Source organism: Ekhidna sp. (assembly GCF_965221965.1).
Classification (GTDB): Bacteria; Bacteroidota; Bacteroidia; order Cytophagales; family Cyclobacteriaceae; genus Ekhidna.
In genome coordinates this window covers 1,350,308-1,366,198 of record NZ_OZ244926.1, presented here as the reverse complement: position 1 = coordinate 1,366,198, position 15,891 = coordinate 1,350,308, and the positions used below count along the sequence as shown (strand labels likewise).

Sequence of the window (15,891 nt, the reverse complement as noted above, 5' to 3'; positions counted from 1 at the left end):
TTACTTTTCTTAAACAACAGAAACCTAATTATTCAAATCTTAGAGAATCAATTGGGTCCAATTTTGATGCCTTGTATGCCGGAATATACCCTGAGATTAGACCTACTACAATTCCAATAACTACAGCGACAATCATCCATAACCAAGGCACAACAAAGCCAGAGTTGAAAATCAATGTGGAAGTTAGGTTTCCGATGGTCATCCCCAAAAGGATTCCCCCTATTCCTCCCATCTGGCAAATCACAATTGCTTCAATTAAGAATTGCTGACGGATTTTTAATGGAGTGGCTCCAAGTGCTTTTCTTACACCAATTTCTCTTGTACGCTCTGTTACTGACACCAGCATGATATTCATCAGACCAATGGATGCCCCAATAAGTGTCACAAATCCAATAGTAAATCCTCCGGCTCTTAGGTAACCAGTGATCTCTCCCATTCGTTCTGCGAGTGATTTACTGGCTGAAAGATCAAATGAATCTTCTTCTCCGGGTCTGTCCTGACGAATAGCCCTCATCAACCCCCTTGCAACACCCATGGCATTCTCCATTTGTGTTGGGTCCGGAACAGCCACCGCAATTTCATATCCAAAATTCCGCTCCGGAGCAATGATTCTGGCCGTTTGCATAGGGATAATAATCGTGCGATCGATACTCGAAGTTCCGCTAGCACCACCTTGTTCTGCGATGGTGCCGACAATCCTAAACTTTGAACCCATCAGGCTAATCTTCTTTCCAATAGGACTTTCATTATCTTCAAAAAGCTCATCGATCACATCGCTACCTACGAGCGCTACATAGCTTCCGTTTAAACTCTCATTAGCAGAAAAAGGACGACCCTGTGCCACATCATACCCGTCTACTGTCAGGTAGTTTTCATCTCCACCCCGCACAACCTGATTTGGGTTGGTCACTTTGGATCCATATTTTACTTCGGCCTGCCCTGTGATTACTGTATAAATAGAAACCACCCCCGGCCCCTCATATTTTTCTTTGAATTGAAGCAACTCATGATAGGTAACCTTCGGGTATGTTTTAGCTTTTTTACCATCGGAAGATCCACGATCCACTCTTTTATCTTCAATATCAAACGTATTGGCTCCCAGGCTGGAGAAACTGCTGTTGATCGAGTTTTGAATTCCGTCAATTGCCGTAAGGATTCCTACCAAAGAAGTGATCCCTATTGAAATAATAGCTGCTGTAAGAAATGTTCGAAGCTTATTTGCTTTAATGGACTTTATGCCCTCTTTGATGTTTTCTCGAATGTTCATGGATTGGCCTTAGTAAAACACACGGTTTTGATTAACGTTGTATATACAAAAGTGATGCATATGAGGGGAATATTGTTACTAATTTTCTTAAATGTAAGCATAGCCAGCCAGGCGGCATATATCCTCATCCCAATGGATGAGACCCAGACCAATCACCTGAAAGCTTATGGTATCGCTTACTGGATTCTAACAAAAGAAGTAGAGGTCGATTGGATGCTAAACTACAAGGGTGGAAGTTTCATGATCAAGCATTTACAGGCTTTTGAAAATGAATGCATTATACGTGGGGTTTCATATCAGGTTATTTCAGATGCAGAGGCCAATGATATCTTAAACATGATTGCCAGTCCCTCCTCCAATATGGATGTGATGAAGCTGGAAAAATTTCCGGAAATCGCTGTTTATTCACCCAAAAGCAAGCAGCCCTGGGATGATGCGGTGACCCTAGTACTTACCTATGCTGAAATCCCGTATGATGTCATTTTCGACGATGAGATTATGGGTGATGAACTTACCCGATACGATTGGCTACACCTGCATCATGAGGATTTTACCGGTCAGTACGGAAAGTTCTATCGTGCATATCATCACTTTCCCTGGTATCAGCAGCAACAACGCGAGTATGAAGAGTCTGCCAGAAAACATGGCTTCAATAAAGTCTCTCAGCTGAAGCTCGCCACTGTACAAAAGATTAAAGCCTACGTGGCTAGCGGAGGTTTCTTATTTGCTATGTGTTCGGCGACCGATACTTATGATATTGCTTTGGCTGCTGAAGGTCTGGATATCGTTGAAAGCATATATGATGGAGATCCTGCCGATCCTCGAGCACAATCTAAGTTGGACTTCTCTAAAACCATGGCTTTCGAGAACTTCACAATCGAGCGGGATCCGATGCGTTACGAGTACTCAAATATTGACAATCAAGCCAACGAAAGAGGGCTGGTGGAGAAAAACGATTACTTCACCTTATTTGAGTTTTCTGCAAAGTGGGATCCGATCCCTACAATGCTTACCCAAAATCACCAGCAAATCATTCATGGATTTATGGGTCAAACCACAGGCTTCAAAAAACAGCTGGTAAAAGGGGATGTTATTGTGATGGGACAAACACCCAGCATCAGTGAAGCTAAGTACATCCACGGAGTTCTGGGAAGAGGCTTTTGGACATTTTATGGCGGTCATGACCCGGAAGATTATCAGCATTTTGTGAATGAACCTCCAACAGACTTAAATCTGCATCCAAATTCTCCAGGGTATCGACTGATTTTGAACAACATCTTGTTTCCGGCAGCTAAGAAGAAAAAGCAGAAGACTTAATATAAAACGATTCGCCCTGGAACTCAATGCATCCGATCCGCACGAGGCTTCAAATCTTTCATAATCTTTGCTTCTTCGGCAAGGAAGTACCTCCATCGTGCTTCAACCTTATCTTCAGGTAGATATTCCTTGGCCAGATCAATGAAATTGTGGTAATGTCCCGCCTCTGAAACCATGAGGTCATAATAAAATCGCTGCAACTCTTCGTCTTCAATATTTTTCCAAAGCAACTTAAATCGCTCACAGCTTCTAGCTTCTATCAGTGCATTCATTAATAAACGTTCAACCAGTTGCTCCTCTCTGGTACCTCCTTTTTTCATTATTCCATTCAGGCGGGAAACGTACTCGTCTTTTCTGGCCTTGCCTAGCTTAAAGCCTCGCTTCTTTAAATGTTCGATTACCATTTCAAAATGGGCCCACTCCTCAGCAACCACCGGTGTTAAGACATCCACCAGCTTTTCACGCTCAGGAAACATGATAATCAACGAGATACAGGAAGATGCGGCCTTCTGCTCACAATACGCATGATCCACTAAAATATCCTCAATGTTCTTTTCAGCAATATTAACCCACCGCGGATCGGTTGGCAACTCAAGTCCTAATGTCGTTTTGTTTGGTTCCATCAATCAAAAAACATCCACCTTACAATTAAATCAATCGCCTTACGCTGACCCGGATAATTTGGGGTGACAAAGTAACCATCATCCTGAGGTTGGTTGAAATGCGTCCACTTTACGGCAAAGAAAAACTTATCTACCTTCATATTGACAAATAGGTCAGCAGCCAAATACCCAAAAATCTCCTGATCATCCTGAAGGTAAAACTGTTGAATCTCCGGAGCATATGCATTGGCGAAATAAGCAGACCGGGCATGCGCGTCTATACCAAATTCAACAGGCACAAGATCCTTAAACCATTTACCTCTCCAGAAGTATCGTCCATTGTAGTATATATCCGGAACTCGAACCAGTCCAGAAGCTCCACCTGATACATTCGTTGCTAACACTTCATTCTCAAAATGCCATCCCTCCTCTTTTTCATTAAAGAATCTCAGATTAAAATCACCACCAAAAGAAGATATCAGTATCCCGCCTGTCGCTTGATTAGGCTCTATGTTTTCATCAAAATAGATGAAGTTGTTATATGAGGTAAGGCTAACTTTTGGTCTTATTTCGAAAGACCTGAAGTCAAGATTTATTTGGCCATCCAGCTTGTTAGTAAATACTTGCTCAAAATTGTTGTGCCATTCATGGTGATTACCGAAATAGTCAGAGTAGATGAACGGAACAGCAAACCTCATTGAAGTATAATTGACGTTGATCAAGTCACTGGAAAGGTTTCCACCAAACTGGTATTCACCACCGACAAGGTATTCTGCATTGGCTGTAACGGCAAACTTTTCTTTCCAGTCAAATCTAGCATATCCACCCAGGTATTTCTCCAAAGTTTCTCCTGGATCATACAATAAATACTCAAAATCTACTCTCCTGAGTCGTGCATAAAAACGATAGAAAACCGAGGATATGTCACCTTTCCACCCTACCTCATTAGATAATGATGTTAAGACTGATCGCTCATTGGTTGATTCAAAATCAATCAAAAACTCATCGTAAAAATCAGTGTAAAAATTGTAGCCCCCTGGTCCTAATCCTGTAGCATCGTCCTGGTAGATATTTGTTTCTTTCTTAAAATCGAAAATGTGGTACAACTGGAATTGATCGGCTATTTTAATATCCTGATACACATGCCACCTAGAGTTCTTAATAATTCCCTGAGCTCCATCAAGTCTCACCAGTGCATTATCAAAAAGGAAAAAGTCTGTTCTTAAAGAATCCGTTGTTGGACGCGCTCCCCCCTGCTCCACTACCTTATGACTCATGCTGGAAAAATTGGCCATAACCTGGTAGGGCAATGTCGAGTGTTTATAGTGCGTATATCCGGTAAATGAAGTCCCAACAACCAACCTGTCTGTTTGACTCTCCGGAGCTAATTGCTTGTTGGTTGTGATTTTCTTCATATCAAAACCGAGATTCCAGTTTTCATTCACATTTCGGGAGAAGCCAATGTCTACAATATTTCTATTGCCTCCACCCAGGTACACCTGCAGTTCTATAAATGGAGACTTAGTATCGTAATATTTAACCTCTGAAGGTGGAATGGCATAGCGGCTATATGCATTAAAACCAGAAGTGCGGCCAATCACTTTTTGCGGTGTATGAAAAATTGGAAATAATGCAGTGCCAAAATTTCCCAGGTCCTGAAACCTCCTACCTGAACGATCATAAAACGACTGCCTTTCAAACTTATAAATGGACGTATCTACCGTTTGGTACTTAATCATGTTGTTGAGCACCTGAGTTTCGGTCGTATAAGAAGTTGTTTCAGGCCCATACACCAGCTTAGTGGAATCATCCACAATCTGGGCTGCAAGAGTAGAATAATTTAAAACCGCTATAAGGAATAGAGATATTCGCACGCGCAAATTTAATGATTGCTTTTGTTGAATGATTGCATTTTGCATCCATTTACAAAAAGCATTCCGAATAAACATGAAATACAGGGATAAGTCATTAATTTCTGGTTCTATATAATTTAATATTGCATAGATACTGAGTTCAATTTCTATGCACATCAAAGACATAACAAACTTCCTTGAGTCATGGGCGCCACGCTCACTTCAGGAGCCGTATGATAATTCCGGATTGTTAATAGGAGAAAAAGATGCCAAAATCAGTCAAGTACTTATTTCATTGGATGTCACTGAAGAAGTGATCGATGAAGCAATCACAACGAAAAGTGACATGATCGTCGCGCATCATCCTTTCATATTTAAAGGAATCAAGCACATCGGAAATACCCATTGGATTGATCGATGCATTCGAAAGGCGATCAAACATGATATTTCCATCTATGCAATTCACACCAACCTGGATAATGTACATACAGGAGTAAATAAAAAAATAGCTGAGAAAATTGGCCTTGAAAACCTTTCAATATTGCAGCCTAAGGTGGAAACGCTCTCAAAGCTGACCGTCTTTGTACCAAATGTTAGCAAACAAGAGGTGCTAGATGCCCTGTACGAAACTGGTGCCGGAAACATTGGCAATTACGATCATTGTAGCTTTCAGGTAGAAGGAATGGGTACTTTCAGAGGCAATGAAAGCAGCAACCCTACTATTGGAAAACAAGGTGAAGATGAAAGTGTACAAGAGACGCGTATTGAAGTTCTCATACCAAACCATCTAATGGGTGCTGCCCTCTCAGCCATGCACCAATCCCACCCTTATGAAGAAATTGCCCATTATATCAATCCACTAACGAACATAAACCAGGAAGTTGGTGCCGGAATGATCGGTGAGCTTCCCGAAAAGATGGAGTCGGCAAAATTTCTTGAATACCTCAAAGAAAATATGGACCTGAATGTGATAAGGTATACAGGTCTTGTACGCGATTCAATAAAAAAAGTAGCGATTTGTGGCGGTTCAGGCAGCTTTTTACTCGAGGCTGCTAAAAGAAATCATGCAGACATATTCATTACCGGAGACTTCAAATATCATGACTTTTTTGAGGCCAATAAAGAGATCATTATTGCTGATATTGGGCACTATGAAAGTGAAGTATTCACTAAAGAATTAATACAGGATGCTTTAACTAAAAATTTCACTAAGTTTGCGTTCCGTTTGTCGAAGGTAGACACGAATCCAATCAAATATCTATAGAAAACTGAATGGAAAATACAGTAGCTAAAAAGCTTGAAGCTTTAGAAAAACTACAGGCACTTGACTCAAAAATTGATGAGATTAAAAAGATTAGGGGAGCACTCCCTGAAGAGGTTCAGGATCTGGAAGATGAGATAGCAGGATACCAAACTCGCATCGAAAAACAAGGTGAAGAACAGAAAGAACTAGAGGAAACCATCTCTGGTAATAAATCAGCTATTAAAGATGCTGAGAAGCTGATCAAGAAATACGAAGAGCAGCAAATGAACGTACGAAACAACCGTGAGTACGATGCTATTACGAAAGAGATGGAACTTCAGCAACTTGAGATCCAAATTCTTGAAAAGCGAATAAAAGAAGCTGGAGAGAAGATAGAGGCGAAAAAGGGAGAGATGGATGAAACCAAGGCTATTTTATCAGAGAGAGAAAAGGACCTGAAAAGTAAGCAGGAAGAGCTTGAAACAATCGTAAAGGAATCTGAAGCTGATGAGCAGAAGATCGAGAAAGATCGAGAAAAAGCAGCTAAGAATGTAGAGGATCGACTGCTGAAGTCTTATGATAAGGTAAGAAAGAACATGAGAAATGGTCTCGCAGTTGTGCCTGTGAAAAGAGGTGCATGTGGTGGCTGCTTCAATGTGGTTCCACCTCAAAAACAGGCGGAAATCAGAGAAAAGAAGAAAATTATCGTGTGTGAACATTGTGGAAGAATTCTTTCGGACGTAGAGGATGTGATTGAGGAAGAAGTGAAACCTAAAAGAAGAACTACAAGAAAGAAAGCTACGAAGAAGTAGACAATCATTTAAAACATTGAAAGGCTTCCTTATTGGAAGCTTTTTTTATTTTACTCCGTCTTCCGAGTTTTTTCCAGTGAATTGCTTGAAGTGACTTTTTATCTCCTCCATTTCTCTATCCATCTCTCCCCTTGTGTAGTAAGGCTCGTCTACATACACCGTTTTGGTTTTATAATCAAACCCAATTTTTACGATTGGCACTCCTGCCTCATGAGCGATCCGGTAAAACCCCGTTTTCCATTTAGGGGCATAACTGCGAGTTCCCTCGGGTGTAATGGTCATGATAAATTCCTCACGCTCCTTATACAAATCAACAACCTGCTGAACGAGCTGAGTGCTCTTCTTTTTACTCTTTCGGTCCACCGGAACTCCCCCAATCGATTTAAGAAAAAAACCGACAAGCGGAATTTTAAATAACTCCTTCTTTGCTAAAAAATTAGGTTGAAAACCAATGACATTTCGTGCTCCCCAACCCACAAAAAAATCCCAATTGCTTGTATGTGGTGCCACAATGATCACATACTTCTTAAGATTCGGCTTAGTCCCCTGAACCTTCCAACCGGAAAGTTTATAAAGCTTTGCTAGTGAGCGACTTACAAGTGATTTACTGGCCATTAATGATTACCTCTTTAAGTTTGAACTGGAGTGATTGTGACTCTTTTGCCAGCACCTCATAATGCCTTAATTTGTTATCAACAAAGCCTTTGTACAAAATAAGTAAATTGATAAACTCCCGGTTATTTACCAATGCTTTAGAATTGTTATCTATCAGACTGGTATTTGAAACAATCCAAGGTATCAATTTATCCATAAAAAAATCTGCCTGAGCTTCATTTCTGTGAGCACACTCAACTGCTAACGCGTCATAATAGTTGGAAATCTGCTTTCGCATTTTAAAGTCTCGTATCAAATCCAGCTTACCTGAAGTGGTTATTGATTTAAATGTCAAATCATTTGGCTGATAGTTATTAACATTAATTGCTAATTCGACTTTTTCATTGAGGCTGTCAAGCCTACCGGTTATCAGCTGATTAATCACATCGGTAATAATGTCTGATTGGTTCTTTTGAAAAGGTATCTGATACTCAATATAGTTCTCCCTATCATCCGAAAGCTCTTCCATTAGAGAAATTACTATTTGTTTTACCTCTCTCTCTTCCTTTTTCTGTTCCGAGCTTTTGTTGATGTAAAAGGCCAGTGATACACCAAGTATCACTGCGATAAAGTTGAGTATATGATCTGACCAATTAATTGACTTCATGGTCTATTTATAAGCACCCATAGAGGAGAACTTCTCAATTCGCTCATTGATTCGTTCCTCCGGCTTCTTAGCTGATAAGGCTTTGAGTTCTTTCGCAATTACCTTCTTCAATTCGCCAGAAGCCTTGTTCAGGTCAGTATGAGCTCCGCCCAATGGTTCTTTGATGATTCCATCAATGAGTTTATTCTTTAGCATATCCTCAGCAGTGAGCTTGAGTGCCTCTGCTGCTTGTTCTTTGTAATCCCAGCTTCTCCAGAGTATAGAAGAACAAGACTCTGGTGAAATAACAGAATACCAGGTGTTTTCCATCATAAAAACCTTGTCACCGATAGCGATTCCTAAAGCTCCACCAGATGCGCCCTCTCCGATGATTATACATATAACCGGCACTTTAAGCATCATCATTTCTTTAAGATTTCGAGCTATAGCTTCACCCTGACCTCTTTCCTCTGCCTCAAGTCCGGGAAAGGCTCCCGGAGTATCTATCAGAGTTACAATAGGCTTATTAAATTTCTCAGCAAGCTTCATGAGGCGCAATGCCTTTCGATAACCTTCAGGATTAGCCATCCCGAAATTTCGAAGTTGTCGCTGCTTAGTGGACCTACCCTTTTGTTGACCGATGAACATCACCGTCTCAGAGCCAATTGTTCCAAAACCACCTACCATCGCTTTGTCATCTTTCACTGTGCGATCACCGTGAAGCTCTATAAAGTCATTGGTGATTTCGTAGATGTAATCAAGCGTATAAGGACGATCCGGATGACGGGATAGCTGTACCCTTTGCCAGCGGGTGAGATTGCTAAATGTCTCCTTCTTCAATTTCAATATCTTTTTCTCCAGTTGATTTACCGCATCTGAAACGTCCACATCACTGGTCTTTGCCAGCTCCTTCATATCGGTAAGTTTGGATTCCAGCTCAGAAATTGGTTTTTCAAAGTCTAATAACATAGGATTGAATTTGCAGCAACAAACTTACGGCGAAAGGTTTAAACGCCTTTAAAATATTATTAAGAAAATTAGCAAGTAGATATTGTTTGAAAAGAAATAAGCCCTTACTTTTGCAACGCTTTTGTAGCACGGTCCGGTAGTTCAGTTGGTTAGAATGCCTGCCTGTCACGCAGGAGGTCGCGAGTTCGAGTCTCGTCCGGACCGCAAAAAGCATAAGCACTCTTAGAAATAGGAGTGCTTTTTTTATTTTAAAGAGCCTTTTATCCCGAACTCGCTACCGGTTCGACCTACTCACGACAGTCTCCCCGCACCGCCCAAACCTCTCAGCCAGAGAGAGTCTTTTACTTCCCTCTTGACATTTTTATTTACTGGTTCTATGTTGTTATAACAACAAACCCCAGAATCTGTATCATTATTTACTCTTTGATGGTGAAAAATTGAATATTTCATCGAAAAAATTATCATTTGCTAATATGTTATCCATATATTCGCCCTCAACCTAAATTCTTCCAGCTATCAAACAATTTTAGTACTTGTGTACAAGTAGTACACTGAAAGATTAACCTAACGCCTTAGGACTAATGTTTGATAATGTAAAAGCCTGTTTCATAGCAACTCTGCTATGTCTATTCATTTCTACTGTTGCATATTCTCAGGACAATTGCGCCGCAAGAGCAGATTTTACCTGGAGTGAATACGCTGCAGACGACCCAATACTTGGAGACACACATCTTGATGAGTCTGTATCGTTTAGCTTTTCCACTACAGGGGATGGTGGAATTACAGGAGATGAAATCAACAACAACTTCCCTTCCGGATTTTTTGTCTACGACGAGACTTGGGAAATAACCCAAGACCTCTTAAATTTTACAAGAAGCAATACCATCATAATAGACTTCAATGGAGATTATCTATATGACTTTTGCTTTCAGCTTTACGACATAGACTCAGATGGAGCGGATTTTGATGATATCGTTACTGTAAATGGTATTGATGTATCTGGTAACCCGATAACCCTTGCCGCATCGGATTACACAATAAGCAGCAACAACACACAATATAATGGCAACAATGAGTTTGAGGGAATTGATGAAGAGTTTTGCTGTGGTTTTGAACCATCCAATGTAACCATTTGCTTCCCTGAGCCTATTCAAAGAATTGAAATTGTATTTGAGAACGGTGATAATACAGCAGGTGTTCAGGATTTTGGTATAGGAGATTTTGATTACTGCTCTCAGGATTTTGATAATAATGGTATTAAAGATGATACGGAAACCGACGCTGATGGAGATGGAATCTTAAATACTGTTGAGGGTTATACTCCCGGAGATGCTGATGGAGATGGCATTCCCAATGTTTATGACAGTGATTTTCCAGGAAGAATAGACGCAAATGGAGACAATACTGATGATAATTTCGACAGTGACTTAGATGGTGCGCCTGATGCTTTAGATCTTGACTCGGATAATGATGGAATTCTGGATGCCATCGAAAACCTGCCTGCCACCGGTGGTTTTCCCGAAGACTCAGACGGAGATGGTACTGATGATTATTTAGATAGTGATTCTGATGACGATGGAGTAAGTGATTTTATTGAAGGAAATGACATTGACTTCAATGGAGTAGCAGATATATCAACCCTTGCCGGAACAGATACAGATGGAGATGGAATCGATGATAATCTGGATGTGGTGGATGGAATCGATACTCCCGGAAACCTCACAGGTTCTGCAGCTGTTGCTGCTGCCAATCTGGTCGATAATGATGTAATCGCAGACTTTCGAGATACAGATGATGATGGAGATGGAGTTTTGACCAGTGCAGAAATTCCAGATAATAACGGAGATGGCATTCCAGATTATATTTCGGCCTGCGAAGATGGTTCCGTTCTGAATTTCGATGGGTTTGGACTTGGAACTACACCTGGTCCGGTGTTTAATATTGACGCAGTAAACATAGAGTTTGACTTCACAGATCCTACGAACTCAAATCAGGCTTACGAGATAGACGATGGACTACAGTCTGAAAATTATGTACTCATTGAGCAGACCACAAGTGCGGCAACCGCAATTTCACTTCTTAGAGTCAAATTTGACAGGCCTCTAGAGGGCTTTTGCTTTGACCTTTTGGAAATTGACAAAATCTCTGGTAATCATGTGGACTCAATGAATGTGAGTGTCTTCAGAGATGGAGATGTTATCGTGCTAGACGGTACCAATATAATCACAGGTGCATCAACACAATTGAATGCAAATAATTTTGTGGTCGGAACAGCAAATAGTAACGCGGATGAATACCTGGGAAACGTGCGTTTCTGTCTACTTCAATCTGTGGATTCCATGGTAATCCGATACAGCAACGCGATTGCACCTGCCGGTAATCAGATCATTGGACTGGATGATTTCTCCTGGTGTGGAATCGATTCCGACTATGATGAAATTTTAGATTTTGATGACCCTGATGATAATAATAATGGAATTGCAGATATCATCGAAGGTGGTGGCACAGACCACTCACTAGACACTGACGGAGACAAAATTCCAGATTACCTCGACACTGACCTCCCGGGATTTACAGACTCCAATGGAGATGGGGTGAATGATTTAGCAGACCTTGATCTTGATGGTGTCCCGGATCAAATAGACAAAGACACAGATAATGATGGAATTCCGGATGCAGTAGAAGCCAATGGGGGTTTCTTACCCTCCAATATGGATGAAGATGGGGCCTATCCCCCAGCCTACTCTTTAGCCAATGATTCAGACGGAGACGGCATTGTAAATGATGTAGACACATCCACTGGAGGAGTAGCCTTAACAAATCCAGACACAGATGGTGATGGCTATGAAGATTTCAGAGATCTGGATTCAGATAATGATGGCATAGCAGACCTGGTAGAGGCAGGGGGAATGGATGCTAATGGTGATGGGATGATTGATGGCTTCTCTGATGCCACAAATGATGGGTTCCATGACGATTACGATCCGGATGTATTTGGCACCACTCTTCTGAATGGAAGTATCACAAAGCGAGCAAGGAATACAGATGGCGGATCATTCCCGGATTACATTGATATTGATTCCGACAATGATGGAATCACCGATGATGTAGAAGCACAAACCATAGCCGGATATGTAGGACCGAGTACCAATGATACAGATGGTGACGGCTGGGATGATAGTTATGATTCTGATAATGGGGGAACAGCATTAGTACTAATTGATACCGATTCGGATTCCAGAGCTGACTATCGAGATACTGATTCGGATGGAGATGGAGTCAGGGATGCCGTAGAAAGCAGGGATGCTGATTCAGATGGCGTTGCAGACCAATTGTCAAGTGGAACCGATTCGGACAATGATGGCCTTGATGATAGCTATGACCCTGATAATGGAGGCAGTACTTCATCAAATCAAGATACAGATGCTGATGCTATAGTAGATTTCAGGGACATTGATGATGATGCTGACGGCATTCCTACCGAATCAGAAGATTTCAATTCAAACGGAAACTTTGCTGATGATTTCACTCAGGGTGGCTCACCTACCCCCGACTATCTATATTTTACTGATGATCCTGACGGTGATGGTATAGCAAATGCAAGTGACCTGGACGATAATAATGATGGCATCCCTGATGCGGATCAGTCGGATGTTTCAGATACCGATGGTGACGGAATCACAGACCGATATGACCTGGACTCTGATGGCGATGGCATACCAAACGCCTTTGAGGCCAATGACGGAGTACTGCCTTCTAACATGGATGAAAACGGTCAATATCCCTCGGCATACGCTTCAGCCAATGACTCAGATGGTGATGGGCTTGTAGATGATATAGATGATACAGGTGGGGCATTCACCGCAGGCACTGCACTTGCGAATGCAGACTTTGATAGTGACGGACTTGTGGACTCTCAGGATGCAGACTCTGATGGTGATGGAATTCCTGATTCGATCGAAACCGTTGGGGCAGACACCAACGCAAATGGAATTCCTGATTCATTCACAGATACGGACGGTGATGGAAATCTTGACTACCGGGACTTAGACGCAGATGGTGATGGCATTCTTGACTTGAGAGAAGGACAAACAACTGCAGGATATATTGGCTCACCATCGGGTACAGATACAGACAGTGATGGACTGGATGACAGCTTTGATGCGGACAATGGTGGAATAGCCCTTACAGGAAATGACCATGACGGAGATGATACACCAGACTTTCAGGATTCCGACAGTGATGCAGATGGTATCTCTGACTTAATAGAAGGAAATGATAATAATGCAGACGGAATAGAGGATGATACTCCTTCCGGTACAGATGCAGATGATAACGGCGTTGATGACGACTTTGATGCCTCTCCTGTTGCACTTCAAAATACAGATGGAGATAGTGAAGCTGATTGGAGAGATAGTGACGATGATGGAGATGGGCGTCCTACGATAGATGAAAGTGTAGACGCCAATCCTGCAAATGGAACTCCGGATTATCTGGAGTCCAATGGAAATACCTGCGGTCCGGGCAAAGTCAATAATGGTACCGGTTATGCAGTATCTGTTTTTGAAGATGTAGGAGCAACACGTCAGGATGCTGCTTTAGGAGCGCCTGATTATGCTGGAAGTGGCGATAATAACACGCTGCTTGCATATGTAGATGCAACTGGAGAATACCTCTCACTAGACTTAGGGGAAGTGGTGGCCGAGGGCGAAGACATCTCCATCGTCACAACCTCATGGAACGGTCAGGCAGCAGCCAGCATGGATGTAAGTTCATCTTTAGATGGCATATCCTTTGGAAATACCGTTTCATTCACTGGTATTGTTTTACGACCTAGTTCTGAAACAAGAACCTATACGGTTCCCGCCGAGGGCATTAGATACATCAGGTTTACTTGGGTAGCCAACACCCCATATATTGATGGAGTATCATTCAACAGTTGCGCAGATGATTCAGATAATGATGGGGTTCAGAATGATTCTGATAATGACAGTGATAATGATGGTATCCCGGATATAGATGAAGGAAACGGCATAGACCCAACAGCTGATGCAGATGGTGATGGCTTACTTAATTTCGAGGATTCGGATATTGCAGGATATGAAGACGTTAATACCGATGGCATCAACGATAATTTCGATCAGGATTTGGACAGTGTTCCAAACCATCAGGATTTAGATTCAGACAATGATGGCATTCCTGATGCCGTAGAAGCTAATGGAGGATCTTTGCCTGCAAATATGACATCTGAAGGTGCATATTTATGGTCTTACATTACGGCAAACGACACTGATGGTGATGGACTTGCAAATGATGTAGATACCGATAATGGAGGTGTAGCACTGGCAAATCCCGACTCGGACAATGGTACCGGCTATGATGACAATCTGCCCGATTTTCTTGACCGTGATTCGGATAATGACGGAATCACTGATGCCGCTGAAAACAATGGCACTGACACGAATAGAGACGGAGCACTTGATGGTTTTGTTGATACGGACGGTGACGGGTTGAATGATAGTGTTGACCCGGACAATGGCGGCTCTGCCCTATCTATTATTAACACCGATGGAGATGGAAGTCCAGATTATCTTGACACTGACTCGGATGGTGATAGTGCCGGAAGCCCGGGGCTGGGTGATTTATTTGAAGGGCATGATTCCAATTTTGATGGAACCCCATCATGGGATGATGATGGTGACCTCACATTAGATACCAATGAAGGTAATATTGATTTGGATGGGGATGGAATATTGGATGCATTCGACCCGAATCAGGGTGGAATAGGTGCAGCTCTTCCAAATGCAGACGGTGACAGTCTTCCTAACTTCAGGGACGATGATGACGATGACGATGGGACGCTTACGGTAGCAGAGGACACTAACGGAGATGGAAACTATTTTAATGACTTTACAGAAGGTCAAAGTGGTGAGTTCGCAAATGTTCCCGACTATTTGTATAATAGTCTATCACCACTTCCGGTAGAGTTGATCAGTTTCAAAGTTCTACTAGAGGGCAGTTCAGCACACTTGACCTGGGTAACTGCTCAGGAGATCAACAATGATCGTTTTGAAATCGAGCACTCAAATGATGGGCTCTCATTTAAGAACGTTGGCGAAGTGAAAGGAAATGGCACAGTAAATCAGGTTTCAGAATACTCATTCATTCACCGAAATCTTCAGTCAGGATTTAACTACTATCGATTAAAGCAAGTGGATTATGATGGTCAATTTGAATATTCAGAAGTAAAACGAGTAAGTCTCGGGGCTTTTGAAGATGTGACAGTATCGATCTACCCTAATCCGTCCAGTGATGTAGCTCATATTGTTATTAATGAAGGTATAGCTACTTCAATTGAACTCATTACATTGAGTGGCGCAGTACTCAAGTCAATCAAATATGCAGAAGGAATGACTAAGCAAACCTTTAATGTCACTGACTTGAGATCAGGAATGTATCTCATAAGAGTACAGGGGCCGGATGTAAATACTATCAAAAGGTTGATAGTTAAATAGAAAAATACAACCCTAAGTATGAAGAGAGAATCCTGGTCGTTTTATTCGGCTGGGATTTTTTTATCGAGTGACT

At 41.8% G+C, this 15,891-nt stretch carries 10 protein-coding genes and 1 tRNA gene; 5 read left to right on the top strand and 6 right to left on the bottom strand.

What is annotated here, in order from left to right:
• Positions 1 to 28: 28 nt before the first annotated feature.
• Positions 29 to 1,267 carry an ABC transporter permease gene (locus tag ACOQON_RS06680; protein WP_420578148.1) on the bottom strand — a complete coding sequence of 413 codons (1,239 nt, stop codon included), beginning with the start codon at positions 1,265 to 1,267 and terminating at the stop codon, positions 29 to 31.
• A gap of 60 nt (positions 1,268 to 1,327) precedes the next feature.
• On the opposite strand from ACOQON_RS06680, the gene ACOQON_RS06675 reads away from it, so the two are divergent.
• Positions 1,328 to 2,584, top strand: a complete 1,257-nt coding sequence (locus ACOQON_RS06675; protein WP_420578147.1) for an asparagine synthetase B — start codon at positions 1,328 to 1,330, stop codon at positions 2,582 to 2,584.
• Positions 2,585 to 2,607: 23 nt separating this feature from the next.
• On the opposite strand, the gene ACOQON_RS06670 is transcribed toward ACOQON_RS06675, so the two are convergent.
• Entirely contained in the window at positions 2,608 to 3,207 is a 600-nt protein-coding gene (locus ACOQON_RS06670; RefSeq protein WP_420578146.1) for a tRNA-(ms[2]io[6]A)-hydroxylase, read from the bottom strand.
• A complete protein-coding gene (locus ACOQON_RS06665; protein WP_420578145.1) occupies positions 3,207 to 5,060 on the bottom strand; it encodes a putative porin in 1,854 nt (617 codons plus the stop codon). Before ACOQON_RS06665 ends, ACOQON_RS06670 begins: the two co-directional genes overlap by 1 nt.
• Before the next feature lie 148 nt (positions 5,061 to 5,208).
• On the opposite strand from ACOQON_RS06665, the gene ACOQON_RS06660 reads away from it, so the two are divergent.
• Positions 5,209 to 6,303: a Nif3-like dinuclear metal center hexameric protein gene (locus ACOQON_RS06660; protein ID WP_420578144.1), complete on the top strand. Its 1,095-nt coding sequence runs from the start codon at positions 5,209 to 5,211 to the stop codon at positions 6,301 to 6,303.
• 8 nt (positions 6,304 to 6,311) lie between these two features.
• Positions 6,312 to 7,094 (top strand): zinc ribbon domain-containing protein, encoded by a 783-nt coding sequence (locus ACOQON_RS06655; protein WP_420578143.1) that lies wholly within the window; start codon positions 6,312 to 6,314, stop codon positions 7,092 to 7,094.
• Positions 7,095 to 7,139: 45 nt separating this feature from the next.
• Here the strand turns inward: ACOQON_RS06655 and ACOQON_RS06650 are convergent, their stop codons facing one another.
• Genes ACOQON_RS06650 through ACOQON_RS06640 form a run of 3 tightly spaced genes read right to left on the bottom strand, consistent with a single transcriptional unit; the run spans position 7,140 to position 9,303 of the window.
• Positions 7,140 to 7,709: a 1-acyl-sn-glycerol-3-phosphate acyltransferase gene (locus ACOQON_RS06650; protein ID WP_420578142.1), complete on the bottom strand. Its 570-nt coding sequence runs from the start codon at positions 7,707 to 7,709 to the stop codon at positions 7,140 to 7,142.
• Positions 7,699 to 8,355 carry a hypothetical protein gene (locus ACOQON_RS06645; RefSeq protein ID WP_420578141.1) on the bottom strand — a complete coding sequence of 219 codons (657 nt, stop codon included), beginning with the start codon at positions 8,353 to 8,355 and terminating at the stop codon, positions 7,699 to 7,701. Before ACOQON_RS06645 ends, ACOQON_RS06650 begins: the two co-directional genes overlap by 11 nt.
• 3 nt (positions 8,356 to 8,358) lie before the next feature.
• Positions 8,359 to 9,303 (bottom strand): acetyl-CoA carboxylase carboxyltransferase subunit alpha, encoded by a 945-nt coding sequence (locus ACOQON_RS06640; protein WP_420578140.1) that lies wholly within the window; start codon positions 9,301 to 9,303, stop codon positions 8,359 to 8,361.
• 130 nt (positions 9,304 to 9,433) lie between these two features.
• Here ACOQON_RS06640 and ACOQON_RS06635 point away from each other — a divergent pair.
• Together ACOQON_RS06635 and ACOQON_RS06630 are read left to right on the top strand one after the other, a co-directional pair.
• Positions 9,434 to 9,507, top strand: a tRNA-Asp gene (locus tag ACOQON_RS06635).
• A 377-nt stretch (positions 9,508 to 9,884) separates the two neighbouring features.
• Positions 9,885 to 15,818, top strand: coding sequence for a T9SS type A sorting domain-containing protein (locus tag ACOQON_RS06630; protein WP_420578139.1), 5,934 nt, complete (start codon positions 9,885 to 9,887; stop codon positions 15,816 to 15,818).
• Positions 15,819 to 15,891: the final 73 nt, after the last annotated feature.

Coding starts and splice junctions, on each gene's coding strand:
- ACOQON_RS06670 (WP_420578146.1), bottom strand. CDS start 3,207: ATGGAACCAAACAAAACGACATTAGGACTTGAGTTGCCAACCGATCCG.
- ACOQON_RS06645 (WP_420578141.1), bottom strand. CDS start 8,355: ATGAAGTCAATTAATTGGTCAGATCATATACTCAACTTTATCGCAGTG.
- ACOQON_RS06630 (WP_420578139.1), top strand. CDS start 9,885: ATGTTTGATAATGTAAAAGCCTGTTTCATAGCAACTCTGCTATGTCTA.
- ACOQON_RS06680 (WP_420578148.1), bottom strand. CDS start 1,267: ATGAACATTCGAGAAAACATCAAAGAGGGCATAAAGTCCATTAAAGCA.
- ACOQON_RS06660 (WP_420578144.1), top strand. CDS start 5,209: ATGCACATCAAAGACATAACAAACTTCCTTGAGTCATGGGCGCCACGC.
- ACOQON_RS06640 (WP_420578140.1), bottom strand. CDS start 9,303: ATGTTATTAGACTTTGAAAAACCAATTTCTGAGCTGGAATCCAAACTT.
- ACOQON_RS06650 (WP_420578142.1), bottom strand. CDS start 7,709: ATGGCCAGTAAATCACTTGTAAGTCGCTCACTAGCAAAGCTTTATAAA.
- ACOQON_RS06675 (WP_420578147.1), top strand. CDS start 1,328: ATGAGGGGAATATTGTTACTAATTTTCTTAAATGTAAGCATAGCCAGC.
- ACOQON_RS06655 (WP_420578143.1), top strand. CDS start 6,312: ATGGAAAATACAGTAGCTAAAAAGCTTGAAGCTTTAGAAAAACTACAG.